The organism is Collinsella tanakaei YIT 12063 (genome assembly GCF_000225705.1).
In the GTDB taxonomy this organism is placed as follows: domain Bacteria; phylum Actinomycetota; class Coriobacteriia; order Coriobacteriales; family Coriobacteriaceae; genus Collinsella; species Collinsella tanakaei.
Window position 1 is genome coordinate 98,700 of the sequence record NZ_JH126475.1, and the last position, 24,135, is coordinate 122,834.

Genomic DNA, 24,135 nt, shown 5'->3' on the forward strand with positions numbered 1-24,135 from the left:
CTATGTTCAAGTTTCTCAAGAACAAGCAGACCCGTCATGATTTCGTGACGTACGCCCTGGTCATCCTCGCCTTTATCGTCGTCAGCTTCATGCGCGCCAACGGCATGATTCCGCGCATGATCGTAGGCCAGCTGGTTCCCATCTGCGCCTACGTGGTCATGGCCATCTCGCTCAACCTGGTGGTTGGCGTCGCGGGCGACCTGTCGCTCGGCCACGCCGGCTTTATGAGCGTCGGCGCCTACACGGGCATCGTCGCCGCCATGAGCCTGGCCGAGGCGGTTCCCAACGATGCCGTTCGCCTCGTCATCGCCCTGCTCGTCGGAGCTGCGTCCGCCGCCCTTGCGGGCTTCCTGATCGGTATCCCGGTCCTTCGCCTGTCCGGCGACTACCTTGCCATCGTGACCCTCGCGTTTGGCGAGATCATAAAGGAAGTCGTCAATTGCCTCATCGTGGGCGTGGACGAGAACGGCATCCACGTGCTGTTCAACCTCACCGGCAAGCTTACCGTTGACGACCTGGGCCTTACCGAGGCGGGCACCGCTATCATCAAGGGCGCGCAGGGAGCTTCGGGTACCGATACCATCTCGTCCTTCTTCGCTGGCTTCCTGCTGGTCATGGTCGCCCTCGTCATCGTTCTCAACCTGGTCCGCAGCCGCACCGGCCGCGCGATCCTGGCTGTTCGCGATAACCGCATCGCGGCAGAGAGCGTGGGCATCTCCACCGTGCGCTACCGCATGATCGCCTTTGTGGTCTCTGCCGCCCTTGCCGGCGCAGCGGGCGCTCTGTTCGGCAACGCCTTCTCGCAACTGTCCGCTACCAAGTTCGACTTCAACACGTCCATCCTCGTCCTGGTGTTCGTGGTTCTTGGCGGCCTTGGCAACATGCGCGGCTCCATCATCGCCGCAACGCTGCTCACCATTCTGCCCGAGGCGCTGCGCCAGTTCTCCGACTACCGCATGCTGGTCTACGCCATCGTCCTTATCTTGGTGATGATCGTTGGCAACAACCCCACTATCAAGAACTTCTTCGCGCGCTTCAATCCCAAGCGCAAGTCCGATGACGCAGCCGAAAAGGAGGTGGGCGCCGATGCCTAAGTTTGAATTCGAACGCGGCAAGATGGTGCCGGTTCCCAGCCACTCCATTGTCCCCGAGCGCGACGTCGAGCAGGCTCCCGTTTTGGAGGCGCTGCACCTGGGCATCGATTTCGGCGGCCTCAAGGCGGTCGACGATTTCAACCTCACCATCGGCAAGACCGAGATCGCGGGTCTTATCGGCCCTAACGGCGCCGGCAAGACCACGGTCTTCAATCTGCTCACCAAGGTGTACGCGCCCACGCGCGGCACCATCCTGCTCAACGGCAACGACACCAGCGGCAAGACCGTCTACCAGGTCAACCGCATGGGCATCGCCCGCACGTTCCAGAACATCCGCCTGTTCAACACCATGACGGTCGAGGACAACGTCAAGGTGGGCCTGCACAACACCAAGGCCTACTCCACGCTCTCCGGCATCCTGCGCACGCCCGCCTACTGGCGTCGCGAGGCCGAGGCGCACGAGCGCGCCATGGAGCTGCTGCACATCTTTGGCATGGAGGGCCTGGCCAACCACCAGGCCGGCAGCCTGCCCTATGGAGCCCAGCGCCGCCTGGAGATCGTGCGCGCGCTCGCCACCAACCCCAGCCTGCTTCTGCTGGACGAGCCCGCCGCCGGCATGAACCCCTCCGAGACCGCCGAGCTGATGGAGAACATCGTCAAGATCCGCGACACGTTCAACATCGCCATCATGCTCATCGAGCACGATATGAACCTGGTCATGAACATTTGCGAGGGCATCTGCGTGCTTAACTTTGGCAAGGTCATCGCCAAGGGTACGCCTGAAGAGATTCAGAGCAACGAAACCGTTATCGAGGCCTACCTCGGCAAGCAGAAGGAGGCGTAGCGGCTATGAGCGAACGCATGCTGACCGTATCCGACATTAACGTCTACTACGGCGCCATCCACGCCATCAAGAACGTTTCCTTCGAGGTGAACGAGGGCGAGGTGGTCGCGTTGATCGGCGCCAACGGCGCCGGCAAGTCCACCACGCTCAAGACCATGTCGGGCCTTCTGCGTTCTCAGACTGGCACGATCGAGTTCCTCGGCCAAAACATCATGCATATGCCCGCCGATAAGCTGGTCGCCGCCGGCCTGGCGCACGTGCCCGAGGGTCGCCGCGTATTTGCGCAGATGAGCGTCGAGGAGAATCTTGAGATGGGCGCCTTTACCCGTCCAAACTCAGAGATCGAGCCCGGCCTGGAGCGCGTCTACGCGCACTTCCCCCGCTTGAAGGAGCGCCGCCGCCAGGTCGCCGGCACGCTTTCGGGCGGCGAGCAGCAGATGCTTGCCATGGGCCGCGCGCTTATGAGCAGCCCCAAGCTCCTCATGCTCGACGAGCCCTCCATGGGCCTGGCGCCCATCTTGATCGAGCAGATCTTCGACATCGTCCGTGAGCTGCACGCCGCGGGCACCACCATCCTGCTGGTCGAGCAGAACGCGCAGATGGCGCTCTCGATTGCGAGCCGCGCCTACGTTATGGAGACCGGCAAGATCACGCTTTCCGGCACGGGCGATGAGCTGCTGCATAACGACGAGGTGCGCAAGGCATATCTGGGCGGCTAGCAACCACGGGTACAGCGCTCCGGTCGTCGGGACACGGGGCGATGTATAAATAGAACGCCTCCGATGGGGATTCCCCGCGGAGGCGTTTCTTATGAGCCGAGTATGTCCGAGTGTGTTATTGGGGCGCAAAGCGGTCTTGCGCTAGAGCCCTTGGTCAAAGGCGACGAGATCGCGGTAGCGCGCGCTGGTGCGCTTTAGGTCTGCCGGCGCGCCATCAAGGGCGATGCTTCCGTTTTCCAGGAAGACGACGCGGTCCATATGCTCGATCCCCTTGAGGTGGTGGGTGATCATGATGAGGGTCTTATCCGCGAACACATCAAGAAGGGTCGCGAGCAACTTGGATTCCGTCACCGGGTCCAGGCCCGCGAAGGGCTCGTCCAGCATGACGATGGGGGCGTCCGCTAGCAGGATGCGCGCAAGTGCGATGCGGTGGCGCTCGCCGCCGGAGAATCGCAGGCCGCCCTCGTCCACCATGGTATCGATGCCTTGGGGGAGCGAGGAGACCAGATTCGATAGGCCGACCTTATCCAGGGCATCCAGGGCTTCTTCTCGCGTAGCGGACGCGCGGCCAACGCAGAGGTTGTCGTAGAGCGTCGTTCCAAACAGGTAGGGGTCTTGATGCACGACGCTCATGATTCTCGGCATCTGCTCTCCAAGGGAGCAAGACGGTGCGCCGTCGATCTCGATCGACCCGCGCGTGGGCGAGAGGTCGCCGTGGATAAGGGCCTTAAGCGTGCTTTTGCCGGCGCCGCTTCTGCCCAGAATCGCGATGTGCTGCCCATAGGGAATGGAGAGGCCGATGGCGTCGAGTGCGTCTGCAGGGGCGTCCGGGTAGCGAAAAGCCGCGTCTTGCAGGGCGATCGCGGGCTTGCTGCCAACTGGGGCGCACGGGGCGGCTTCTTGCATGGGTGCCCTGTCTGCCGGAGCGTCGCTTGTTGAGGCGACGCTCGCGAGATGTTCGAGGGCGCCCAGGTGCCCCGCGCCCTCGACGGCGGCGCCGGGCAGCTGCGAGAACTCGTCCGTCAACGGGAAGAAGCCAAGGCAGAACGCGGCGATCCAGTTGGCCGCATCGCTTACGGCGGCGGGCTGCCCTCCAAAGCGGCCGGCCGCCCATAGGAGGATGGCAAAGGCGACGCAGCCAAAGGACGCCTGCACCAGCAGGTCTCGCCGGCGGTCGAAGCGCCTGGCGGCTATTTCGCAGGCGGATGAGCGTTGTTGAAGATCCAGGTGGCGGGCAAGGTAATCTTGGCGCCTGCCGGAACAGGTCCAGTCCGCGATGCCCAGCACGTTGTCTGCGAGTTCGGTATACAGATCTCGCTTCGCCTGCTTGCGGTCGCGCTCGCGCTCGGCTCCCGCCCACAGCGATACCGCGGGCGCAATGATGGCGGCGACGCCGCAGCCCGCGGCGAAGAACAGGCCCATGCGCAGGTCTATCGCGCCCAGGCAGACGGCGGCCATGAGATAGAGCGCCCCTCCCACGATGAGGGGGAAGACGGACCGCAGATAGAGGTTTTGCAGATGTCCGATGTCTTCTGACAGCGCGCCCATGACGTCGCCCACCTGGCGGCTAGCGCCTGCGGTGCGCTCGAGCGAGAGGTACAGGCGGCGGCGCAAATCAGAGGTCATGCGCAGGACCCAGTCATGGCTGGCGAGCCTCTCGATGTAGGCGATGACGGGTTTGCCCACGCCAAAGACGCGGACCAAGATAAGGGGGACGAAGAGCAGCAGTATGGAGTCGGGATGGGCGGCGGACGCGCTGACGAGGTAGCCGGACGTGACCATGAGCGCGCAAGCGAAGGCGCCGGCGGTGATGCCCAAGATGATTGCTACGCCAAGTTGCAGCCGATGGCGAGCAAGATAGGGGGCGACCCAGGTTTTGAACGCCCGGCGCTCGCCGGCATGGCGTCGATCGGCTTTGCTAGGCATGGTGCGTCTCCGTTTCGCTTCCGTTGATGGCGCCGGCAAGGGCCAGGTAGCCTTGCGTGCCTTTGAGATGGGCGGGACTGCCGGCCTGTACCAGGCGCCCGGATTCCATTACCAGCACCAAATCCATCTGGTCGACCCAGTGCAGGCGGTGGGTGGCGAAAACGACCAGCCGGTCGCTAAACAGTGGCAGCAGGGTCTCTTTGAGTTCCATCTCGGTTTCGATATCCAGATGCGCGGTGGGTTCGTCCAAAATGAGAACGCGTCGCGAGGGGTCTAAGAACGCGCGGGCAAGCGCCACGCGGTGGGATTCGCCTCCCGAAAGCGGCCTGCCCGCCTCGCCGATGACGGTATGCAGGCCTTGGGGCAGATCGCCCACCAAATCCATGAGGCCCATGGCGCGCGCGGCATCCTCTATCTGCTCTCGCGTGGCGTCCGGTCGATAGAAGGCGATATTTTGCGCCAGCGTGGCGTGGAAGATGTAGGGGGCCTGCGGAATGTAGGCCACCTGGTGGCGCCAGCCCTGGGAGCACAGGTTGGACACCGCCGCGCCGTCTAGGCGGATGCCGCCCGCGCTGGGGGCGATGAATCCCGCGAGAAGCGAGGCCAGGGTCGATTTGCCGGCGCCCGAGAGGCCGACCAGCCCCACGCGCATGCCGCCGCGTAGCACGATGCTGATGTCGCTGAGTGCCCGCTGACCGCTGTCGTATGAGTAGCAGACTCCGCTAAGTTCCAGGGTTGAGCGGGGCCCCCAAGAGAAGTCATCGTCCACAGACGCCTGCGAAGGATCCGCGTCCGCCGCGGTGCCCGAGGAGCGATTGGTTGAATGGGCGCGCGCACCGGAGACGACGCCCGTGATGGCGGCGAGCGCGTTTTTGCCGTCCAGCGATGCGTGGAAGTCCGATGCGAAGGCGCGCAGCGGGGCGAAGTAGTCCGGCACCATGATGAGGACAAAGAGGGCTGGCAGCAGGGCGACCTCGCCGTCTGACAGGCGAAAGCCCAACAGGATGGCGATGCCCGCCAGGCCAAAGGTGGCGATGAGGTCGAGCACGGCGGAGGAGAGGGTCGCCACGGCGATGGTTTTCATGGTGGCCTCGCGGAAGCGCTCGCTTACCGAATAGATGCGGCCGGCGTGCGCGCGGCTGCGGCCGAAGAGGCGCAGGGTCTCGATGCCTCGCAGCGAGTCGATGAAGTGGTTGGAAAGGCGCATGAACTCCGCATGGCGCCGCGCCGCGCGCTCCTGCGCGGTTTTGCCCAGCATGACCATATACAAGACCGTGATGGGGTAGCAGGCAAGGGCGATGATGCCGGAGGTCCAGTCGGTGGCGAAGATGGCGATGAGGATGACGACGGGTATGGCCACGACGCCGACCATCTTGGGCAGTATGAGCTCTAGGTACGTTTCTACCTGGGAGATACCCTCGAGCGCGAGCGCGGAGATGCCTCCGGAGCCCGTCTTCTGCACCAGGGCGGGGCCTTCATCGTAGATGCGTTCGAGCAGGTTGCGGCGCAGCTCGCCCGCCCGCTCGCCCGCGTAGCGCTCCATGCGGGAATCCTGCAGCGTCCGCGTGGCCTGGCGAAGCACGTAGCAGGCGAGAAAGACGGTCGCCGGTACAAGGGAGCTCGCGAGGGCGCCGCCTGCCCAGAGGCGGGAGATGGCGAGTGCCAGCGCCCATGCCTGCGCGACGGCGAGCGCGCCGAGCGCCGCGTTGATGGCGGCGAGCTGGGCGAGGGCCGCGCGTATGCCGGGTAGGCTGAAAAGGGAACGGTCGATCATAAACATCCTATCGTGGTGCTCTTGCACCTCTCATCTAAATAAGAGCTGTTCAACTATCGTATAGTTAACTGCTAATTGTCGCATGGGCATCCGTTGCGCGCCACCGGCGCTTGGGGTGCGTTTGCCCACGGGGGCCGGCATGAGAAGCTTGAAGGGGGAGTAATGCCCAAGTTCACCAAGATCGAGCGGCCGTCTACGCCGCGCGAGGCGTACGAGCTGCTGCGGTCGAGCAAGACCGCGTGCGTTATGGGGGGGCGGGTTGTGGATGCGTCTGCAGCATCGCACCATCCCGTGCGCCATCGATCTGTCCGCTTGCGGCTTGGACCAGATAGAGGAAAGCGACGACGCTTTTGTGATCGGCGCCATGACGCCGCTCTCCGTGCTTGAGTCGCATGCTGATTTTGCCCGCGCCACCAACGGCGTCTTCACGGCGGTGGTGCGCGATATCGTGGGGCCCAGTTTCGCAACCTCGCGACCGTGGGCGGTAGCCTGTACGGACGTTTTGGCTTTTCCGACGTGCTCTGCGCCCTGCTTGCCCTGGAATGCGAGGTCAAGTTCACCGGCGCGGGCCGCATGAGCCTTGCTGATTTGTGCGAAGAGGGGTATCCCCGCGACGTGTTGGAGCGCGTCGTGGTCCATCGGCGACCCTATCAGGCCTCGTGCAAATGCTTGCGCCGCCAGGCAACCGATTTTCCCGTGGTCAACGTTGCCGCTGCGTACTGGGGCGACGAGTGGCATGTGGCTGTGGGCGCCAGGTCCTGCCGCGCGCGCTTGCTGACCGGCTCCCAGCTGGGCCTTGAGTCAAAGCGCCCCTCGCGCGAGGAGCTTGCCCGCGCCCTGGAGGCGGTCCGCACCCTGCCCGAAGGAGTGTCAAAAAACGAGTTAGTGCGGAGGTTTGGTCAAATAGTGCGTTAGTGCGGACTGGAGGCGGCCAGGCGCGACTTCTGTATGCATCGATCATCATCGCCCGAGCCATCTAGCTTGGGTGATGCAAACGCCCTATTCATAAGGTACCCTTGCTATATCTCGTCCTTTCCGCACTAACTCATTATTTGTCACTCACGGGACCGCACTAAGCGACTATTTGTCCTAATCTCCGCACTAAGCCATTATTTGGCACACCTCGATTCCGCACTAACGCATTATTTGGTCCCGCGTGCTTTCCGCTGCCCGCCGGCCCCGTGCGGCAAGAGGGGCGCGGCGGAAAAACCGGAACGCGAGGGCTCACGGCGCCTCGATAAGACCTCGAGCATGAAAGCGCGGGCGGTCGCAGCGACTCCAGGCGACTCCGGGCGACGCCTGCGCTATGCTGTTGCGCAGCGAAGCGCGCGGAGACAAAAGCGTGCCGCGCGCTTAGAAGGTAGCCGGCAAAATGGAGGACGGATCCGTGTTACGAGAATTCTGCGCTGAAAATCTTACCGATATCGAGGCCGCGCTCAATGCGGGCGCTCGCCGCATTGAGTTGTGCGACAACTTGGCGTGCGGCGGTACAACTCCCTCCGCCGGCGTGATAGAGCAGGCGATCGCACTCGTCCACGCCTACGAGGGGGCGAGCGTGCGCGTCATCATTCGTCCTCGCGGCGGAGACTTTGTATACAGTAAAAGTGAATTCAAGGCCATGGAGACCGATATCCGCTACGCGGCCGCCAATGGAGCGGACGGCGTGGTGCTGGGATGCCTCAAGCGCGGTGGCGATGGTTTTGAACTTGATTCCGAGGGCACCCGGCGCTTGATATCGGTTGCGTGCAGCGTGGGCGAGATGCGCGGGCGCGAGCTCGGTATCACCTTCCACATGGCATTTGACGAGCTCGGTCCCCAAGCCCAGCTTCAAGCGATCGATGTGCTCGCGGATATGGGCGTGGACCATATCCTCACCCATGGAGGACGGTCGGGAACGCCCATCGAGGAGAACCTTTCCCATTTGGCAGATCTGGCGCGGCACGCTAAAGGAAAGCTGGTCATTCTGCCGGGCGGCGGCGTGACCTATGAGAATGTCAAGCGCATCGCGAAGGAGCTGGGCGTTAAAGAGGCGCACGGAACCAAGATCGTTGATTTGAATCGTTGAACCCGCCGGGCTTATCTGCCGTTTAGGCCCGGCGTCCGTCTCCCTCTTGCGTCGGGCCTAGCTTTGCGAAGCCCTCGGCAGCCTGCTCGACTCGTCGCGATTCAGGCTGTCGTTCTTTTGCAGTGAGCTTCTCTAACACGTTTCCAAAAGCGGAGGCGAGCACTTGCTGAAAAATGGTGCCGCACATTACCGGAAAGACCGCTTCGCCTGGGAAGAACTGCACGGCGATGACCGTGCCGGAAGAGATGTTGCGCAGCCCGCAGCAGAAGCTCATGGTGATGAGGTTGCGATAGGGCTCTCCGCAGACGCGCGCTGCGATAAGGCCCCAGAAGAACCCGGACGTTGTGAATAGCAGGATGAAGAGCATCGCGGCAACGCGCTCCCATGTCATATGCAGCACATACGGGCTCATGGACGTTGAATTGGTGGTGATGATAAGCAGCAACAGCAGGCGGCACGCGGGGTTGATTGCGGGCGATAGCCTCTTGTGGCCCCAGCCGCGCGTGACGTCGTTGAGTGCGGTTCCCGCAAGCGCCGGCAGGGCGATCATAAAGATCATCTGCGTCATCATTCCCGCAACGTCGATCTGCACAGACGCTCCCAGCAGCAACTGAAGGGTTAAAGGTATGGTGAAGGGCGAGATAACCGTCGACACCAGTACCGCTGCGAGTCCCAGCGCGCCGTTTCCAGCGAACATTCCCACCCACATGATGCTCACTACGGCAACCGGCATGCAGTATTCAATAATGATGCCGCAGACGATCTGCATGTTGTGAGCAAAGAACAGGTGGGCCAGGGCGGATGCGGCGACGGGCATGGCGACGCTGGCTATGCCGAGGATGACGAGCAGCTGGACGGGGCGGCGAAATACCTCGATTATTTGGTGGAAGGTGTTGCTTAGCGCGCCCTGAAACGTCATGAACGCAAAGAGCACGGGGACGATTCCCTTAAAAGGGGAGAAGACATCCGGAAGAAGGACGCCCGTTGCCAGGCACACGAGGACAAGGTAGGGCATTCTCTTCGCTATGCCGTTTCCAAGGGCGGTCCAGCGTTCCATCATTGCGATCATCCTTTCTATTCAACGTTCCAGTATAGGCGCACACCCCTAGGACAAGCCGACCTTGGGGTCGAGCTTCAAGTTGAAACATTGTGCTTCTGAAACGGCGCCGCCGCTTGGGGCGCGATTTTGCACCGGCGTCTCTGCAGCCCCTAGCTGCCCTTTGGTGATTCATCGGGCGGCTAAGATATCTCGGGGTGCCCCGGGTCCGCGCTATCGCAGGTCCGCGGTCGGCACCGTTAGCCGAGCGCGTGGCACTTCGATGTCCAAACGATGCATATAATGGATGGCGAACAACAGCTCGGCTCGCCGCAGCGGGCCTTCCGTAAGGATTTGATCGCCATGTTTGGTGTCCATATTGCGTGCCGCCGCCTAGTCGACGGCAACCTCTCTCTTGCAAGCTCCCGCGCCGACGCGCCCGTCCTTGGATACGGGGTGCGCCATGAGCTCTCTTAAGACCACGCCTCGCTGGGAGGTTGCAAAAAGCGACCCCGCTATGGAGAAGCAGCTTGCAGACGGCCTGCAGGTCGCCCCGCTCGTCGCCCGCATCATGGCCGCTCGCGGTATTTCGTCCGTGGACGAGGGCAGGCTGTTCCTTACCCCCTCGCTTGAGCGGGATTGGTGCGACCCGTTGATCATCCCGGGCATGCGCGAGGTCGCAGACCGCGTTCAGCGCGCGATCGAGGAACGCGAGTCCATAGCGGTTTTTGGTGACTTCGACGTCGACGGCATCACCTCGACCTGCCTTCTCACCGAGGCGTTGCGCGAGCTTGGCGCAAACGTCCACCCGTTCATTCCCCATAGGTTCGAAGAGGGTTACGGCATCAGCCAAAACGCGCTCGATCGCGTGGTGGCGGAGTGCACGCCTTCGCTGGTGGTGACGGTCGACAACGGCATCGCCGCTCGGGACGAGGTTGCCTACCTGGTGCAACGCGGTATCGATTTGGTGGTGACCGACCATCACGAGCCGGCGGACATGGTCCCGCGGGATGTTCCCCTCACCGATCCCAAACTTGCCGCGGAAGGTCCTTCTCGTGAGCTCGCCGGCGCCGGCGTGGCGCTCAAGCTTGTGCAGATTCTAGGCGAGCGCCTGGGTAAGCCGGGGCTTTGGCGCGCCTACACCGAGGTCGCGGCGCTCGGTACCGTATCGGATATGATGCCTCTCACGCCGGAAAACCGCGCCCTGGTCGCTGACGGCATCGCGCATATGCGCGCGACCGCGCGACCGGGCTATGTGGCCCTGGCGGCCCTTACGAAGACGGACCTCTCGAGCATTACGGCAGATTCGCTCTCGTTCTCGCTGATTCCGCGCCTTAACGCCGCGGGCCGCATGTCAGATCCCAGCCTGGCGCTCAATCTACTGCTCGCGCAAGACCCCGTGGAGGCGGGCAGGCTCGCCGCCCAGCTTGAAGAGACCAACCGGCAGCGTCGCGATATCGAGGCCGCTCTTACCGAGGAAGCGCTCGCCATGGTCGAGTCAACCTATGATGGCGGCCGTGTCATCGTAGTGGGCGGCGAGGGTTGGCATGAGGGCGTTAAGGGCATTGTCGCCAGCCGACTGGTGAATCGCTACCACGTTCCTTCGCTTTTGTTCTCCATCGAGGACGGCGTCGCGCGAGGCTCGGGCCGCTCCGTGGGCTCCGTCAATTTGTTCGAGGCGGTCGAGAAGTGCGGCGACCTCCTCATGCGATTCGGCGGGCACGCCGGAGCGGTGGGCGTGACGTGCGCGGCAGAGAACCTGCCGGCTCTGCGCGAGCGCCTGGACGCCGTGCTCTCGGACCTTCCGGACGATGCTTTCGTCGACACCGGCGAGGTCGCCGCCATGGTGAGCCTGGCGGAGCTGAATATAGAGACGGTCGAGCAACTTTCCCTTCTCGAGCCGTTTGGCCAGGGAAACAAGGTTCCGTTGCTGGGCATCTCCGGCGTCACCATGTGCGATCGCGCCGCAGTGGGCAAGACGGGCGACCATATGCGCTTCACGGCTACGGACGGGTCCTCCAGCGTGCCCGCTATCATGTTCCGCGTCTCTCACATCGATGAGCTGGTCAACTGCGATTCGGTGGTCGATTTGGTGGTAGAGGCTGTCGCCGAGCGCTGGCAGGGCCGCGTCAAGCCCAAGCTCATGGTCAAAGATATCCTTTGCCGCACTTGCCAGCGGCCACCCCGGGTCCCTTCCGATCAAGCGCCTGCCGCGGGCGGTGCGGGTTCTTTGGACGAGGAGCCCCTGCCGTCATCGGTCTCCTCGGGTGCGGACTCCATGGCTCGAACGGTGCTCGAGCCCCAGCGCGACCGCCGGGCGCGCCTGTCCGGGCTTTCCTATGAGGAGCTCACCCGCTCCCTCATCCACGCGTGCATCGGGTCCGCTCGCCCGCACCGCGCCCAGATGCAGGCGCTCGATGCCCTTGCCGCCGGCGAAAACACCCTTATCGTCATGGGAACCGGTCGCGGCAAATCCATGGTCTTCCACGTTCACGCCGCGCGCGAGGCCGTGCTGCGCGGCCGCGCCAGCGTGTTTGTGTATCCCCTGCGCGCGCTCGTGGCGGACCAATCGTTCCACCTGCGTTCGTTTTTCGCCAAACTGGGCATAGGGGTCGCCGTCCTCACCGGAGCCACGGACCGGGCGGAGCGCGACCGCGTGTTTAGCGGTATCGCCCGCGGATCCATCGATATCGTCCTCACCACGCCCGAATTCCTCGCCATCCACGCGGGGCGCTTTGCGGCGACGGGCCGCGTGGGGTTTGCGGTGGTTGACGAGGCCCATCATGTGGAGGAGGGCCTGGGCGGTACCAGAAGCGCTTATCTGGAGTTTTCCCGCGTGCTGCGAGAGCTCGGGTCCCCTTGCGTGCTCGCCGCTACCGCGACTGCGACCGATCGCACCGTCCGTCAGGTCGGCGAGTTGCTGGGCATAGAAAACGTGGTCGTGGACGATGCCGTGCGAGATAATTTGCGCCTGGATGATGAGCGCGACCTTTCATCGCGCGAAAACCGCCTGGTCTCCATTGTCGCCGAGGGGGAGAAATGCCTGGTCTACGTTAATTCGCGCGACCAGTCCATCTCGCTTGCGCGCACGCTGCGTCGCCGTATTCCAGAGCTTGGGCAGTCGATCGCTTTTTACAACGCGGGGCTTACCCCTGCCCAGCGCGCGCGGGTGGAGGAGGCGTTTCGTGCCGGCGAGGTGACCTGCGTGGTTTCCACCTCGGCATTTGGCGAGGGGGTGAACCTGCCCGACGTGCGCCACGTGGTCTTGTACCATATGCCGTTCTGCGCGACGGAGTTCAACCAGATGAGCGGACGCGCCGGTCGCGACGGGTCCCTGGCGCGGATACACCTGCTGTACTCGTCCAGGGACGCGCGCATCAACGAGCGATTGCTCGATGCCGCGGCGCCCCAGCGCGACGAGCTGGTGACGCTGTATCGCGCCCTGCAGACCATGGCTCGCCGCCAGCAGGGGCAGACGGGCGACAGGCGCATCAGCGCAAGCGATATCGATATCTCGCAGATGTGCCTGGCAATCGATGCTCGAACCCCTGTAGAGGAACGCATGGTGCCCTGCGCGCTGGCGATTTTTGAAGAGCTTGGTTTCCTAACGATTTCGGGCTTCGACAGCGCCCGATCAATCGAGATGGTGCAAAGCCCGGGTAAGGTGGACCTTTCCCAGTCCATACGCTATCTGGAGGGTATCCGGGCGCGCGTGGAGTTCTCGGCTTTCCGTGGGTGGGCGCTCTCGGCGTCCGCACATGATATGCTTGCCAACGTTAACCGACCGATCACACCCCGGGTTCGATAGGGGGACGAACAATGGATACTTCGTCGCAGCGACACGCCCAGCATAAGGAGAGCGCCCCGATAGCCAAGGTGCGCAGCAGCATCCAGGGCGTCCCGTTGGTTCCCACTGAAAAGATGGTGCATTACGCCACGGCGGATGACCTGCCCTCGGAGATCTCCGCGGACAATTGGAGCAAGCTCTCGTCGCTCTGCAGGAGATATATGGGCGACGAGGACGCCGCGAAGGCGGAGCGCGCCTACTGCTTTGCGGCGGAGAAGCATTCCGATCAAAAGCGCCGCAGCGGCGAGCTGTATATCAACCATCCCGTAGAGGTCGCCATCATCCTGGCGGAGCTCAAGATGGATTGCGACGTGGTGTGCGCTGCGCTGCTGCATGACACGGTCGAGGACACGCAGACATCGCTTGCCGACGTGACCGACCTGTTCGGTGCCACCGTGGCCGAGTTGGTCGACGGCGTGACCAAGCTCACCAACATCGAAGTCGACAGCATGGACGAGAAGCAGGCGCTCAACCTGCGAAAGATGTTCCTTGCTATGAGCCGTGACATTCGCGTGGTTATCGTCAAGCTGGCAGACCGCCTGCACAACATGCGAACGCTGGCGGCGCTTCGAGAGGACCGCCGCCTGTTCAAGGCGCGCGAGACCATGGACGTCTACGCTCCGCTGGCGGATCGCCTGGGCATCTCGTCCATAAAATGGGAGCTCGAAGACCTTTCGTTCTTCTATTTGGAGCCCGAGGCGTATCAGCGCATCGCCCGCATGGTGTCCGAGAGCCGCGAGGTTCGCGAGCGTTATCTGACCGAGACCATCAAGACGCTGACCGATGAACTCAAGCGCGTGGGTCTGAAAGACTTCCAGATCAAGGGACGCTCCAAGCATTATTGGTCCATCTACCAGAAGATGAAGCGCAAGGGCAAGGAGTTCTCCGAGATCTACGATCTGGTGGCGCTGCGCGTCATCACCCAGACCGTGGGCGATTGTTATTCAGCTCTGGGCGCGGTCCACTCCCTGTGGCACCCCATGCCGGGTCGCTTCAAGGACTATATCGCCATGCCCAAGCTCAACAACTACCAGTCGCTGCACACCACGGTCATCGGTCCCACGGCGCGCCCGCTCGAGATCCAGATCCGCACCTTTGAGATGCATGAGCAGGCAGAGTACGGCATCGCGGCGCATTGGCTCTACAAGCGCAGCGGCGGCTCGAGCGCCACCAAGACCTCCGATGCCCAGCGCCTGGATGACCAGATCAGCTGGCTCAAGCGCTCGCTCGACTGGGCGGTGTCCGACGAGATAGACGATCCCAAGGAGTTTCTGCATTCGCTCAAGGTCGACCTTTTCGACCAGGAGATCTTCGTCTTCACGCCCAAGGGCGAGGTGATGAGCCTGCGCGCCGGCGCCACGCCGCTGGACTTCGCCTACGCCGTGCACACGGAGGTGGGCAACCATTGCGTGGGCGCGAAGGTCAACGGCGCGGTTGCCCCGCTTACCCATGAGCTCAACATGGGCGATCGCATCGAGATCCTTACCAACAAGGCGTCCAAGCCCTCTCGCGACTGGCTCAACATCGTTAAGACCCCGTCTGCTAAGTCCAAGATCCGCCGGTATTTTGCGGCGGCGACCAAGGACGAGGACGCGACGGCTGGCCGCGACATCCTTGCCAAGGACCTGCGCAAGCGCGGCTACGGCATCTCCACGCAGCGATCTACCAAGGCGCTGGGCGCCGTGGCGGAGCAGATGAACTACAAGCATCTGGAGGACCTGTTCGCCGCCATCGGCGCCGGTAAGGTCGCCCCGCGTATGGTGGGCAATCGCGTGCAGGCCATTCTCGATCCCAAGCCCGTGGAAGAGAGCGCCAAGAAAAAGCGCGAGGAGGCGGTGGTAGAGGCCGCCAAGCGCACCCATGGCTCCCGCGGCCCCGCGACGCGTCCCCAGCGCCGCGCCAGCTCCGGCGTGAGCGTGGTGGGTTCAAGCGGGGATGACCTGTTGGTGCGTCTGGCTCACTGCTGCAACCCGGTGGCGGGCGATGACATCGTGGGCTTCATCACGCGCGGCCGTGGCGTCTCCGTGCATCGCGCCACCTGCCCCAACGTCAAGGGCTTGATGGAGCATCCGGAGCGTATGATCGAGGTCGAGTGGGACGGAGCTGCGGACGCCCTATTCCAGGTGGAGATCGTGGTCGAGTGCCTCGACCGCATGGGCTTGCTCAAAGACGTCACCATCGCTATTGGCGATGCGGGTGGAAACATCCTCTCCGCCGCCACGGCGACCAGCCGCGAGGGTATAGCCACGTTGCGCTTCTTGGTTGAGATTTCCGATGCGAGCGGCCTGGATCCCCTGCTTGCCGCCATCAGCCGCGTCGATAGCGTGTATGACGCTCGCCGCATCATGCCTGGCGAGGGCGGCAAGAAGATGAAGCGCCGCGGCTAGGCCCTGTCTTCTCATGCGTCTATCGTGACGGGTTGCGCAACATAGGCAAAGGCGCTAGCAGAAGGCGGCGCCGTGGATGCGATTTGCTCCACGGCGCCGCCTTTCTCATGTATGTTTCTTTTGCCCGCGGGGAGCGCGGGTTACAGCTTATTTGCCTTCGACCATGGTGAGCGAGATCTTGCCGCGGTCCTTATCGATGCCGCAGATCCAAACGGTGACGGTATCGCCCACGCTGACGATGTCGCTGGGGTGCTTCACAAAGCGGTTGGCCATCTTGGAGATGTGGACCAGGCCGTCCTGCTTGACGCCAATGTCCACAAAGGCGCCGAAGTCGACCACGTTGCGCACCGTGCCGGTGAGCTCCATGCCCACTTTAAGGTCATCGAAGTTGGTGACCGAGCGACTGAAAACAACTTCCGGTGCGTCGTCTCGGGGGTCGCGGCCGGGCTTCTCCAGCTCGGAGACAATGTCGCGCAGGGTGGGAACTCCGCAGTCCAGCTCGCGTGCCACTTCTCCTATGTTTCCCACGCGGCGGGCCATGTCCGCAACCCCGCCGCGGGCGAGGGCAGAGGGCTCAACGCCGGTTCGTTCGAGCAGGGCGGTCGCCACCGCATAGCTCTCGGGGTGAACGCTGGTGGCGTCCAGCGGGTTGGTGCCGCCGGAGATGCGCAGGAAGCCGGCGCAGTTGAGAAACGCCTTGGGCCCGAGCTTGGGAACCTTCTTGAGCTGGCGGCGATCCGTGAAGGCGCCCATCTCCTCGCGGTAGGCGACAATGTTCTTCGCGATGGTGGGGGTGATGCCCGAAACATAGCCCAGAAGGCTGGCGCTTGCGGTATTAAGGTCCACGCCCACCTGGTTGACAACGCGCTCTACCACGCCGCCCAGCGCGCGGCCAAGCTCGACTTGGTTAAGGTCGTGCTGGTATTGGCCCACGCCGATGGATTGGGGCGGGATCTTGACCAGCTCGGCGAGCGGGTCTTGAAGGCGGCGTCCCAGGCTCATCGCGCCGCGGGTGGTGACGTCTAGATCGGGATATTCCTCGCTGGCAAGTTTGGAGGCGGAGTAGACCGACGCTCCGGCCTCGTTGACTATGGTGTAGCGCAGGTCGAGGTCGGACTCGCTAATGAAGGCGGAGACTACTTCCTCGGTCTCGCGGCTCGCCGTGCCGTTACCGATCACGATGGTGTTGATGCTGTAGCGGTGCGCGAGCTCGCCCAGCTTGCGCTTGGTTCCCGCCACATCGCTGCGCGGCGGGGTGGGGTAGACGGTGGCGTAGTCCAGCAGCTTGCCAAACTCGTCCAAGACCGCCACCTTGCAGCCCGTGCGGTAACCTGGGTCCAGGGCGATGATGCGGGCACCGCGAACCGGGCGTTGCGACAGCAGCGCCTCCGTGTTCTTGGCGAAGACCGCGATGGCGTCCGTCTCGGCGCGTTCCGTGAGGGCGGCGCGGACCTCGCGTTCGAGTGACGGGGCCATCAAGCGCTTGTAGCCGTCGGTGATCGCGGCGTCCAGGGCCTGGGCGAAGATGCCGCCGCGGCGCGCGATGCGGCTTCCCAGCAAATCGATCGCCTGCTGCTGGTCAACGCGCACGCGTACGCGCAGCTTGCCCTCCGTCTCGCCGCGGTTGATGGCGAGGATGCGGTGGTTGGGAATCTTGCTCACGGGTTCGGAGAAGTCGTAGTAGGCCTCGTACACGGTCTTTTCGTCCGCATCCACGGCCTCAACGCCAATGGCGCCGGTGTTGTTGGTGAACGCGCGCAGGGCGTCGGTGTTCTCCGCGTCGTCCGCGATTACCTCGGCGACTATATCCTGCGCGCCCGCGAGCGCCGCCTCCGCGGTGGCGTAGCCGCCTTCCGCGTTGACGTACTCCGCGGCGATGGCAAGCGGGTCGCCAGAGGTGGTTGCCTGCAGCATGATCATATTGGCCAGGGGTTCCAGGCCCGCGGCGCGTGCCTTGGAGGCTCGGGTGGCGCGCTTCTTCTTAAAGGGCTTGTAGAGGTCCTCGACGCGCTGCATCATGGTGGCGCCCTCGATGGCGTCGCGCAGCTCCTCGGTCAGCTTGCCCTGCTCGTCGATGCTGGCGAGCACCTCTGCCTTGCGCGCCTCAAGGGTGCGCAGATAGGTGAGGCGCGCATCGAGTTCGCGCAGCTGAGCATCGTCCAGGCCTCCCGTCGCCTCCTTGCGGTAGCGGGCGATAAAGGGAATGGTATTGCCTTCATCGATCAGTTTGATAACGGCTTCGACTTGCGAGGGCTTTACGCCGAGCTCCTTGGCGAGAACGTCTTCTATCTTGAGCATGTGCCTCCGATCTGTACGGGTTTCACCCGGCTCTCATGGGCTGGATGCGCCTTCGGTATTGTACTTGTGGGCGCGGACATAACAAGCCCGGCTCTTGAGAGCGCATCGCAGGGTATAACTATGCGAGCAAGATAAGGGCGGCGCGTCTAATCGGTCGCGGCGCCGGCGCTTTGGTTGTTGTGTAGACGAGTGAAAGGAAAATCCCATGAGCAACGCGGGCCCTGCCTCCCTTCCGATGTTGGACACCGTGCCCAATGGCGCGATTCATATCGAGTGCATCATCAACGGTCCTGTTGAGACCAATACCTACATTGTGTGCTCTAAGGACGAGGCGGTGGTGATAGACCCCGCATGGGAGGGGGAGAAGCTGGCGCGTGAATTCGTCCAAAACCATCCGAGCGTGAAGGTAAAGGCTTTGGTCTGCACGCATGGTCATGGTGACCACGTAGGCGGCGTTGCCGGCATGCGCCGCGTGCTGGGCGATGTCCCGTTTCTTATATCTAAGGACGATGCGGCCTTTATGCCCGGCGCCATCAAGGGCATGCGCCAGATGTGGGGCATCGACACCGAAGACCCCGGTGAGCCCACCAGGCTGTTGTCGGAGGGCGACGCGGTGGAATTTGGGGGTGCGCATCTGCAGGTGGTGGAGACGCCGGGGCATACGCCGGGCGGTATTGTGCTATTCGCCGCGACGGAAACGGGCAACGTGGCGTTTGTGGGCGACACGCTCTTCCCGGGCGGCCATGGCCGCGTGGATTTGGAGGGCGGCGACGGCGCCCAGATAATACGATCGCTGGGTAAGATGGCGGCGGTGCTGCCTGCGGATACGCTTTGCCTGATAGGACATGGTGGAACCACCACCATTGGCGAGGAGCGCAAGAGCAATATGTTCATGCGCCGCGGCCTCGCTCAGATAGAGGGGGAGCCTTTGGACAAGATGCGATAGGGGAGGTGCGCATCGCTCGATGGGACCGCTTGCGCTCGTTCGGTCTTGCAGGTCTTGCAGGTTGGTAAATGTAGGTTGGTAAACAATAGTAAAACTTACGCATTCAAGTGGTATTCTAGGAGCGTAATTATGAGCAATCCTGATATTGGGAGGTCTTGTATGCTCGTTAACGCAGCAGAGATGCTCAAGAAGGCCGAGGCCGGTCACTACGCGCTTGGCGCCTTCAACACCAACAACCTCGAGTGGACGCTTGCCATTCTCCAGGCCGCAGAGGAGGCGAAGTCCCCGCTGATTCTCCAGTGCACCGCTGGCGCTGCTAAGTGGATGGGCGGCTTCAAGGTCTGCGCCGACATGGTGAAGGCCGCCGTCGAGGCAACCGGTGTGACCGTTCCCGTCGCCCTGCACCTTGATCACGGTTCGTACGAGGACTGCTTCAAGTGCATCGAGGCTGGTTTCACCTCTATTATGTACGATGGTTCTCATGAGGAGACCTTCCAGATCAACCTCGACCGCACCAAGGAGCTCGTTGAGCTTGCCCACTCCAAGGGCATGTCCATCGAGGCCGAGGTCGGCGGCATCGGCGGCACCGAGGACGGCGTGACCTCCAACGGCGAGCTCGCTGACCCCGCTGAGTGCAAGCAGATTGCCGACCTTGGCGTCGACTTCCTGGCTTGCGGCATCGGCAACATCCACGGCGTGTACCCCGCCGACTGGGCTGGCCTTTCCTTCGAGCGTCTGGGCGAGATCAAGGCCCAGACCGGCGACCTGCCCCTTGTTCTGCACGGTGGCACCGGCATCCCCGAGGATCAGATCAAGAAGGCCATCTCCCTGGGTATCTCCAAGATCAACGTCAACACCGACCTGCAGCTCGTCTTCGCCAAGGGCGTTCGCGAGTACATCGAGGCCGGCAAGGATCAGCAGGGCAAGGGCTTCGACCCCCGCAAGCTCCTCAAGCCTGGTCGCGAGGCCATCGTCGCTCGCACCAAGGAGCTCATGGAGGAGTTTGGTTCCGTCAACAAGGCTTAATCGCCTGGTTGCAGACTTGCTTTAAAGCATGACGCTAAGCCGTCGCTCTCTTTTGGAGGCGGCGGCTTTTCGTTTAACCCGGGGCGGCCGCCACCTCGCCGAGCCCTCGCGGAATCACGGCGATCGGTCTGCTACGGTATTTGGAATCGTCCGGCCCTCAAGGGTCGAGGCGCTTGTATCGAATGAGATTGTTTACGGGAGGGGTCATGGCTATCAAGACGGTGTCACCGGATGCCGGCGAGCTGCGTCGTGAAGGGCCGGTCGGCAGCTTTGATGTGGTCGAGAATGGCGATTACCGATGCCTCGATATCGGGCTTCCGCAGGAGATCGAGCGGCTGAAGCAGCATGGGGCCCTCGAGGCGGCTCGTCGGGCCTGCTCGGACATGCTCGATGCGGATCTCGAACCTGAGCTTGCGGCGTGCTTGCGCGCAGAGCGCCATCGCATGGGACGGCTCGCCCGGCAGTTCTGCATCAGCCGTGCTTGTGCCATCGAGCTTATCAGGGCGGAGTGGCCCGATTTTGACGAGCAACGGCTCGATGATCTTGTTGAGCGCAAGCGCATCGATTATCGGTTCATCGACGGTGAGGTTCGCTTCCTGGCGAACTTTCTCGATTCGCTTCGCGTTTATCCCGTTGAGGTGCCGGGCCTTTTGCCTGACCATCCCTCAAATACCGAGGCTCGCGACGCGATGCTTATGGAGATGAGGGAGGCGGGAGGCTCCAGTAGATCGATTACCATTCGAGCGAAGATATCGGTCCCGGGAAGGCGAGCCGGAGAGGTCGTGCGCGCCTGGCTGCCTATTCCTGCCCGTGCTCCCCAACAGTCCCATATCGAGATTCTCTCCATGACGGAGGGTGGAATAGTCGCTCGCGAGGATGCGCCCGCTCGAACGGTGCATTGGGAGTCTTCGTCCAAAGAATCATTTGAGGTTGTATATCGTTATCGCATCGATGCTCCATATGTGGATACGACGGCACCGGCGGCCGGTGGCTATGTGGTGGATGCTCCCCGTCCGCGTGCGAGCGATTTAGCGGAAATCAGGCCGCATGCTCGCTTCACGCCATATCTTAAAGCGCTTACGAACAGGCTTGTTCAAGGGGTCGACCGCCCGATAGACCGTGCAAGGAGGATATACGACTATCTCACCGGCCATGTTGATTACCGCTATCAGCCTGACTACGCTCAGCTTGACGCCATCGCCGATAACTGCGCCAAATCATTGCGGGGAGACTGCGGCGTAATGGCGCTTACTTTTATCGCCATGTGTCGAATCGCGGGTATTCCCGCACGGTGGCAGAGCGGGTTGTACGTCGCCTGTGATTATATAGGCCCGCATGATTGGGCGATGTTTTACACGGAAGAGTACGGTTGGTTGTGGGCGGATGTTTCGTTTGGGTCGTCTTCTCGACGGTCTGGGGACGAAAAAAGGCGGCTGCACCACTTTGGCAATCTCGATCCGTGGAGAATGGTTTCAAACTCTGAGTTCCAAGCCGAGTTCGAGCCACCGTCCGACGGCGTTCGCTGGGATCCGTTTGATAACCAGATGGGGGAGGCGACGGTCGATGGCAGGGGATGCGATGAAGTGGAGATGCTTCGTGAAGTAGAACTTATTGAGATGATCGAGGCATAGCGGCCGAGCCTGTGATACTATAAGCAAGTTCACCGCGCCCGAGTGGCGGAACGGCAGACGCAGGGGACTCAAAATCCTCCGCTGGCGACAGCGTGTGAGTTCGAATCTCACCTCGGGCACCATGTGATATCAAGAAGGGGAGCTTGTCTCCCCTTTAGCATGTAAGAGGATAACTTCGTGTTGATAGCGTGAAGTTATAATTTTGTGTGCTACCATCGCTATTGCACTGTGTTTGCAGTAGCCAAGCGGGATGATAAGTCCCCACCTTTCGGCGCCACTGAGTAGCTGTCTGGTCCTACAATTATGAACTTCGAAGATGCAGCTATGTATCACTCGATTCTTGTGTAGCCCGGATGCTCTATGGCACCGGGTTATTTTTGTTCTATTCAAGAAGGAGGTAAGGACATAGCTAAGTCTGATGACACCCGCATCAATGACGAGATCACCGGAACCACCTGCCGTCTGATCGGCGTAGATGGATCTCAGCTCGGTCTCTTCGGCATCCGCGATGCGCAGCGCGTCGCCGATGAACAGGGGCTTGACCTGGTGGAGATTGCGCCCAACGCGAATCCCCCGGTGTGTAGGGTCATGGATTACGGCAAGTTCAAGTACCAGCAGGCCATGAAGGCCAAGCAGGCTCGTAAGAACCAGTCCAAGGTCGAGGTCAAGGAAATGAAGTTCCGACCCAAGATCGATGTGGGCGATTACGAGACCAAGAAGGGTCACGTCCTTCGTTTCCTGAAGAAGGGCGCACGCGTTAAGGTCACCATCATGTTCCGCGGCCGCGAAATGGCCCATCCGGAGCAGGGACTCAATGTGCTCGAGCGTCTTTCTGAGGACCTGAAACAGTACGCTACGGTCGAATCGGCGCCCAAGCTTGAAGGCCGTAACATGCTCATGCTCCTCGCACCCATTAAGGGCGCCTTTGATAACGAGGCCAGCGAGGCCGAGGCTAACGAATAGCCACACTTATTGTGTAGTAGTAACCGAGAAGGAGAATTTCATGCCTAAGATGAAGTCCCACAGCGGCACCAAGAAGCGTTTCCGCCGCACCGGCACGGGCAAGATCATGCGCTGCAAGGCTTTCAAGAGCCACATCCTGACCAAGAAGTCCACCAAGCGTAAGCGTAATTTCCGTCAGGATGGCGAGCTTGCTGCCGCCGACAAGAAGGTCGTTACCGCACGTCTGGCTGGCAACTAAGCCTTATTTCATCCCGTTACCTCGAACTCACCAATTAGGAGTTGATTAGATATGGCACGTGTCAAGCGCGCTGTGAACGCCAAGAAGAAGCGCCGTACAGTCCTCAACCGCGCTAAGGGTTATTACGGTCAGGCGTCCCGTTCTTATAAGTACGCCAAGGAGCAGGTGCAGCACTCTCTCCAGTACCAGTACCGCGATCGTCGCAACAAGAAGCGCGAGATCCGCAGCCTCTGGATCACCCGTATTAACGCTGCTGCCCGCATGAACGACATCTCCTACTCTCAGTTCATGCATGGCCTGAAGCTTGCTGGCATCGAGCTCGACCGCAAGGTCCTCGCTCAGATGGCTTACGAGGACATCGAGTCCTTCAACGAGCTGGCTGCCATCGCCAAGAAGGCTCTCGAGGCTTAATCCATTCTACGGATTTTCAAGGGACGGGCTTCGGTTCGTCCCTTTCTTATTAAAAAGCACGGTAGCGCCCCCATGCACTTTGAGGTATAGAACGGTTCCTGTTTATCATTTGACGCGCTTATGCTGTTTGTAAACATCTCTTGCATTGGAATAGAGACTGCGTGTATAAAAGATGAAGCAAAGTTGAAGTGGGCGGAGCGCCGCCCACCGGTCAGCGGCCATGGCGGGCGGGGCACGCCCGGACCCATTCCGAACCCGGAAGCTAAGCCGCCGAGCGCCGATGGTACTGCGGGGGAAGCCCGTGGGAGAGCAGGGCGCCGCTGACCGGTGGACGGCACTTCCATATAGGTGCAGAGCGGGGCCCTCCGGGGCCCCGCTCTTTTTGCCTTCCCGGCGCGGCGGCTCCCGGGCGCGCCCGCTGTTTCCCATGGCAGTCCGGCGGCCGGACCTGGTGGGAGCGCGCCCCCTCCCCGCGGCCCCCGTATGTGTAGGAACCGTGGAGGGCGGGAATGGCGCCCCCGCGGCGCCCCGGGTATGGCAATATATCTCCTTGCCGCGCGGCGCGGGAGCGACCGGCGGCGCGTACCTTGAGAACCGGATACTGCGAGGCGAGAGGCCGTGCCGAGGGCATGGTCGATCGCCGGGAGACAGAACTTAAGAACCATTTCGATGGTGAGCAGTGATGTACGGAATAGTCAGATGAGTAAGGCGAACCCTTACGATTCCTTTCCGAGCAGGAAACGGCTTTTACATTCGAATGGATCCGATCGGCGTTACAGCCGGCCGGACGGGCTCATCCGCGCCCAAGCATACTTTGGACGGAGAGTTCGATCCTGGCTCAGGATGAACGCTGGCGGCGCGCCTAACACATGCAAGTCGAACGGCACCCCTCCTCGGAGGAAGCGAGTGGCGAACGGCTGAGTAACACGT

At 62.1% G+C, this 24,135-nt stretch carries 18 protein-coding genes, 1 tRNA gene and 2 rRNA genes; 17 read left to right on the forward strand and 4 right to left on the reverse strand.

Annotated features, from left to right (window positions below; all coding sequences use genetic code 11):
* The first annotated feature begins 2 nt into the window (after positions 1 to 2).
* The 3 genes from HMPREF9452_RS10940 to HMPREF9452_RS10950 are packed head-to-tail and all read left to right on the forward strand — an operon-like array spanning position 3 to position 2,657.
* The gene (locus HMPREF9452_RS10940) at positions 3 to 1,094 is read left to right on the forward strand and encodes a branched-chain amino acid ABC transporter permease (protein WP_009142199.1); all 1,092 of its coding nucleotides are present in this window, start codon (positions 3 to 5) and stop codon (positions 1,092 to 1,094) included.
* Positions 1,087 to 1,938 carry an ABC transporter ATP-binding protein gene (locus tag HMPREF9452_RS10945; protein WP_009142200.1) on the forward strand — a complete coding sequence of 284 codons (852 nt, stop codon included), beginning with the start codon at positions 1,087 to 1,089 and terminating at the stop codon, positions 1,936 to 1,938. The genes HMPREF9452_RS10940 and HMPREF9452_RS10945 overlap by 8 nt, the downstream gene beginning before the upstream one ends.
* A 5-nt stretch (positions 1,939 to 1,943) precedes the next feature.
* Positions 1,944 to 2,657 (forward strand): ABC transporter ATP-binding protein, encoded by a 714-nt coding sequence (locus HMPREF9452_RS10950; RefSeq protein WP_009142201.1) that lies wholly within the window; start codon positions 1,944 to 1,946, stop codon positions 2,655 to 2,657.
* 141 nt (positions 2,658 to 2,798) lie between these two features.
* Here HMPREF9452_RS10950 and cydC read toward each other — a convergent pair whose 3' ends face one another.
* On the reverse strand, positions 2,799 to 4,583 hold the full coding sequence (cydC, locus tag HMPREF9452_RS10955; protein ID WP_009142202.1) for a thiol reductant ABC exporter subunit CydC: 1,785 nt from the start codon (positions 4,581 to 4,583) through the stop codon (positions 2,799 to 2,801).
* Complete coding sequence (gene cydD / locus HMPREF9452_RS10960) at positions 4,576 to 6,357, reverse strand: thiol reductant ABC exporter subunit CydD (RefSeq protein ID WP_009142203.1); 1,782 nt, start codon at positions 6,355 to 6,357, stop codon at positions 4,576 to 4,578. Before cydD ends, cydC begins: the two co-directional genes overlap by 8 nt.
* A 477-nt stretch (positions 6,358 to 6,834) precedes the next feature.
* Here cydD and HMPREF9452_RS11485 point away from each other — a divergent pair, with 477 nt between their 5' ends.
* The gene (locus tag HMPREF9452_RS11485; protein WP_009142204.1) at positions 6,835 to 7,272 is read left to right on the forward strand and encodes a hypothetical protein; all 438 of its coding nucleotides are present in this window, start codon (positions 6,835 to 6,837) and stop codon (positions 7,270 to 7,272) included.
* Positions 7,273 to 7,744: 472 nt separating this feature from the next.
* The gene (locus HMPREF9452_RS10970; protein WP_009142205.1) at positions 7,745 to 8,422 is read left to right on the forward strand and encodes a copper homeostasis protein CutC; all 678 of its coding nucleotides are present in this window, start codon (positions 7,745 to 7,747) and stop codon (positions 8,420 to 8,422) included.
* A 22-nt stretch (positions 8,423 to 8,444) separates the two neighbouring features.
* On the opposite strand, the gene HMPREF9452_RS10975 is transcribed toward HMPREF9452_RS10970, so the two are convergent.
* Positions 8,445 to 9,482, reverse strand: coding sequence for a bile acid:sodium symporter family protein (locus HMPREF9452_RS10975; RefSeq protein WP_009142206.1), 1,038 nt, complete (start codon positions 9,480 to 9,482; stop codon positions 8,445 to 8,447).
* Positions 9,483 to 9,761: 279 nt separating this feature from the next.
* Between HMPREF9452_RS10975 and HMPREF9452_RS11895 the strand changes: the two genes are divergently transcribed.
* From HMPREF9452_RS11895 to HMPREF9452_RS10985, 3 genes are all read left to right on the forward strand, one after another.
* Complete coding sequence (locus HMPREF9452_RS11895; RefSeq protein WP_156786185.1) at positions 9,762 to 9,935, forward strand: hypothetical protein; 174 nt, start codon at positions 9,762 to 9,764, stop codon at positions 9,933 to 9,935.
* Positions 9,922 to 13,266 carry a single-stranded-DNA-specific exonuclease RecJ gene (recJ, locus tag HMPREF9452_RS10980; RefSeq protein ID WP_009142208.1) on the forward strand — a complete coding sequence of 1,115 codons (3,345 nt, stop codon included), beginning with the start codon at positions 9,922 to 9,924 and terminating at the stop codon, positions 13,264 to 13,266. The genes HMPREF9452_RS11895 and recJ overlap by 14 nt, the downstream gene beginning before the upstream one ends.
* 113 nt (positions 13,267 to 13,379) lie before the next feature.
* Positions 13,380 to 15,692: a RelA/SpoT family protein gene (locus tag HMPREF9452_RS10985; protein ID WP_050797672.1), complete on the forward strand. Its 2,313-nt coding sequence runs from the start codon at positions 13,380 to 13,382 to the stop codon at positions 15,690 to 15,692.
* Positions 15,693 to 15,839: 147 nt separating this feature from the next.
* On the opposite strand, the gene HMPREF9452_RS10990 is transcribed toward HMPREF9452_RS10985, so the two are convergent.
* Entirely contained in the window at positions 15,840 to 17,990 is a 2,151-nt protein-coding gene (locus tag HMPREF9452_RS10990; RefSeq protein WP_009142210.1) for a Tex family protein, read from the reverse strand.
* Positions 17,991 to 18,195: 205 nt separating this feature from the next.
* On the opposite strand from HMPREF9452_RS10990, the gene HMPREF9452_RS10995 reads away from it, so the two are divergent.
* From HMPREF9452_RS10995 to HMPREF9452_RS11035, 9 genes are all read left to right on the forward strand, one after another.
* Positions 18,196 to 18,936 (forward strand): MBL fold metallo-hydrolase, encoded by a 741-nt coding sequence (locus HMPREF9452_RS10995; protein WP_009142211.1) that lies wholly within the window; start codon positions 18,196 to 18,198, stop codon positions 18,934 to 18,936.
* A gap of 159 nt (positions 18,937 to 19,095) precedes the next feature.
* Positions 19,096 to 19,962 carry a class II fructose-1,6-bisphosphate aldolase gene (fba, locus tag HMPREF9452_RS11000; RefSeq protein ID WP_009142212.1) on the forward strand — a complete coding sequence of 289 codons (867 nt, stop codon included), beginning with the start codon at positions 19,096 to 19,098 and terminating at the stop codon, positions 19,960 to 19,962.
* A 206-nt stretch (positions 19,963 to 20,168) separates the two neighbouring features.
* The gene (locus tag HMPREF9452_RS11005) at positions 20,169 to 21,593 is read left to right on the forward strand and encodes a transglutaminase-like domain-containing protein (RefSeq protein ID WP_009142213.1); all 1,425 of its coding nucleotides are present in this window, start codon (positions 20,169 to 20,171) and stop codon (positions 21,591 to 21,593) included.
* Between the two features lie 36 nt (positions 21,594 to 21,629).
* A tRNA-Leu gene (locus HMPREF9452_RS11010) sits at positions 21,630 to 21,715 on the forward strand.
* A 238-nt stretch (positions 21,716 to 21,953) separates the two neighbouring features.
* Positions 21,954 to 22,556 (forward strand): translation initiation factor IF-3, encoded by a 603-nt coding sequence (gene infC / locus HMPREF9452_RS11015; protein ID WP_009142214.1) that lies wholly within the window; start codon positions 21,954 to 21,956, stop codon positions 22,554 to 22,556.
* 40 nt (positions 22,557 to 22,596) lie between these two features.
* Positions 22,597 to 22,794 (forward strand): 50S ribosomal protein L35, encoded by a 198-nt coding sequence (rpmI, locus tag HMPREF9452_RS11020; protein WP_009142215.1) that lies wholly within the window; start codon positions 22,597 to 22,599, stop codon positions 22,792 to 22,794.
* A 51-nt stretch (positions 22,795 to 22,845) separates the two neighbouring features.
* Positions 22,846 to 23,205 (forward strand): 50S ribosomal protein L20, encoded by a 360-nt coding sequence (rplT, locus tag HMPREF9452_RS11025; RefSeq protein WP_006720998.1) that lies wholly within the window; start codon positions 22,846 to 22,848, stop codon positions 23,203 to 23,205.
* Positions 23,206 to 23,415: 210 nt separating this feature from the next.
* Positions 23,416 to 23,531 (forward strand): 5S ribosomal RNA (gene rrf, locus HMPREF9452_RS11030).
* A 489-nt stretch (positions 23,532 to 24,020) separates the two neighbouring features.
* A 16S ribosomal RNA gene (locus tag HMPREF9452_RS11035) occupies positions 24,021 to 24,135 on the forward strand; the annotation flags it as partial.

Bases quoted from the DNA above. Each gene is read 5' to 3' on its own strand.
- HMPREF9452_RS10940 (WP_009142199.1), top strand. From the start codon at position 3: ATGTTCAAGTTTCTCAAGAACAAGCAGACCCGTCATGATTTCGTGACG.
- HMPREF9452_RS10945 (WP_009142200.1), top strand. From the start codon at position 1,087: ATGCCTAAGTTTGAATTCGAACGCGGCAAGATGGTGCCGGTTCCCAGC.
- HMPREF9452_RS10950 (WP_009142201.1), top strand. From the start codon at position 1,944: ATGAGCGAACGCATGCTGACCGTATCCGACATTAACGTCTACTACGGC.
- cydC (WP_009142202.1), bottom strand. From the start codon at position 4,583: ATGCCTAGCAAAGCCGATCGACGCCATGCCGGCGAGCGCCGGGCGTTC.
- cydD (WP_009142203.1), bottom strand. From the start codon at position 6,357: ATGATCGACCGTTCCCTTTTCAGCCTACCCGGCATACGCGCGGCCCTC.
- HMPREF9452_RS10975 (WP_009142206.1), bottom strand. From the start codon at position 9,482: ATGATGGAACGCTGGACCGCCCTTGGAAACGGCATAGCGAAGAGAATG.
- HMPREF9452_RS11895 (WP_156786185.1), top strand. From the start codon at position 9,762: ATGGATGGCGAACAACAGCTCGGCTCGCCGCAGCGGGCCTTCCGTAAG.
- recJ (WP_009142208.1), top strand. From the start codon at position 9,922: ATGAGCTCTCTTAAGACCACGCCTCGCTGGGAGGTTGCAAAAAGCGAC.
- HMPREF9452_RS10985 (WP_050797672.1), top strand. From the start codon at position 13,380: ATGGTGCATTACGCCACGGCGGATGACCTGCCCTCGGAGATCTCCGCG.
- HMPREF9452_RS10990 (WP_009142210.1), bottom strand. From the start codon at position 17,990: ATGCTCAAGATAGAAGACGTTCTCGCCAAGGAGCTCGGCGTAAAGCCC.
- HMPREF9452_RS10995 (WP_009142211.1), top strand. From the start codon at position 18,196: ATGAGCAACGCGGGCCCTGCCTCCCTTCCGATGTTGGACACCGTGCCC.
- fba (WP_009142212.1), top strand. From the start codon at position 19,096: ATGCTCGTTAACGCAGCAGAGATGCTCAAGAAGGCCGAGGCCGGTCAC.
- HMPREF9452_RS11005 (WP_009142213.1), top strand. From the start codon at position 20,169: ATGGCTATCAAGACGGTGTCACCGGATGCCGGCGAGCTGCGTCGTGAA.
- infC (WP_009142214.1), top strand. From the start codon at position 21,954: ATGGCACCGGGTTATTTTTGTTCTATTCAAGAAGGAGGTAAGGACATA.
- rpmI (WP_009142215.1), top strand. From the start codon at position 22,597: ATGCCTAAGATGAAGTCCCACAGCGGCACCAAGAAGCGTTTCCGCCGC.
- rplT (WP_006720998.1), top strand. From the start codon at position 22,846: ATGGCACGTGTCAAGCGCGCTGTGAACGCCAAGAAGAAGCGCCGTACA.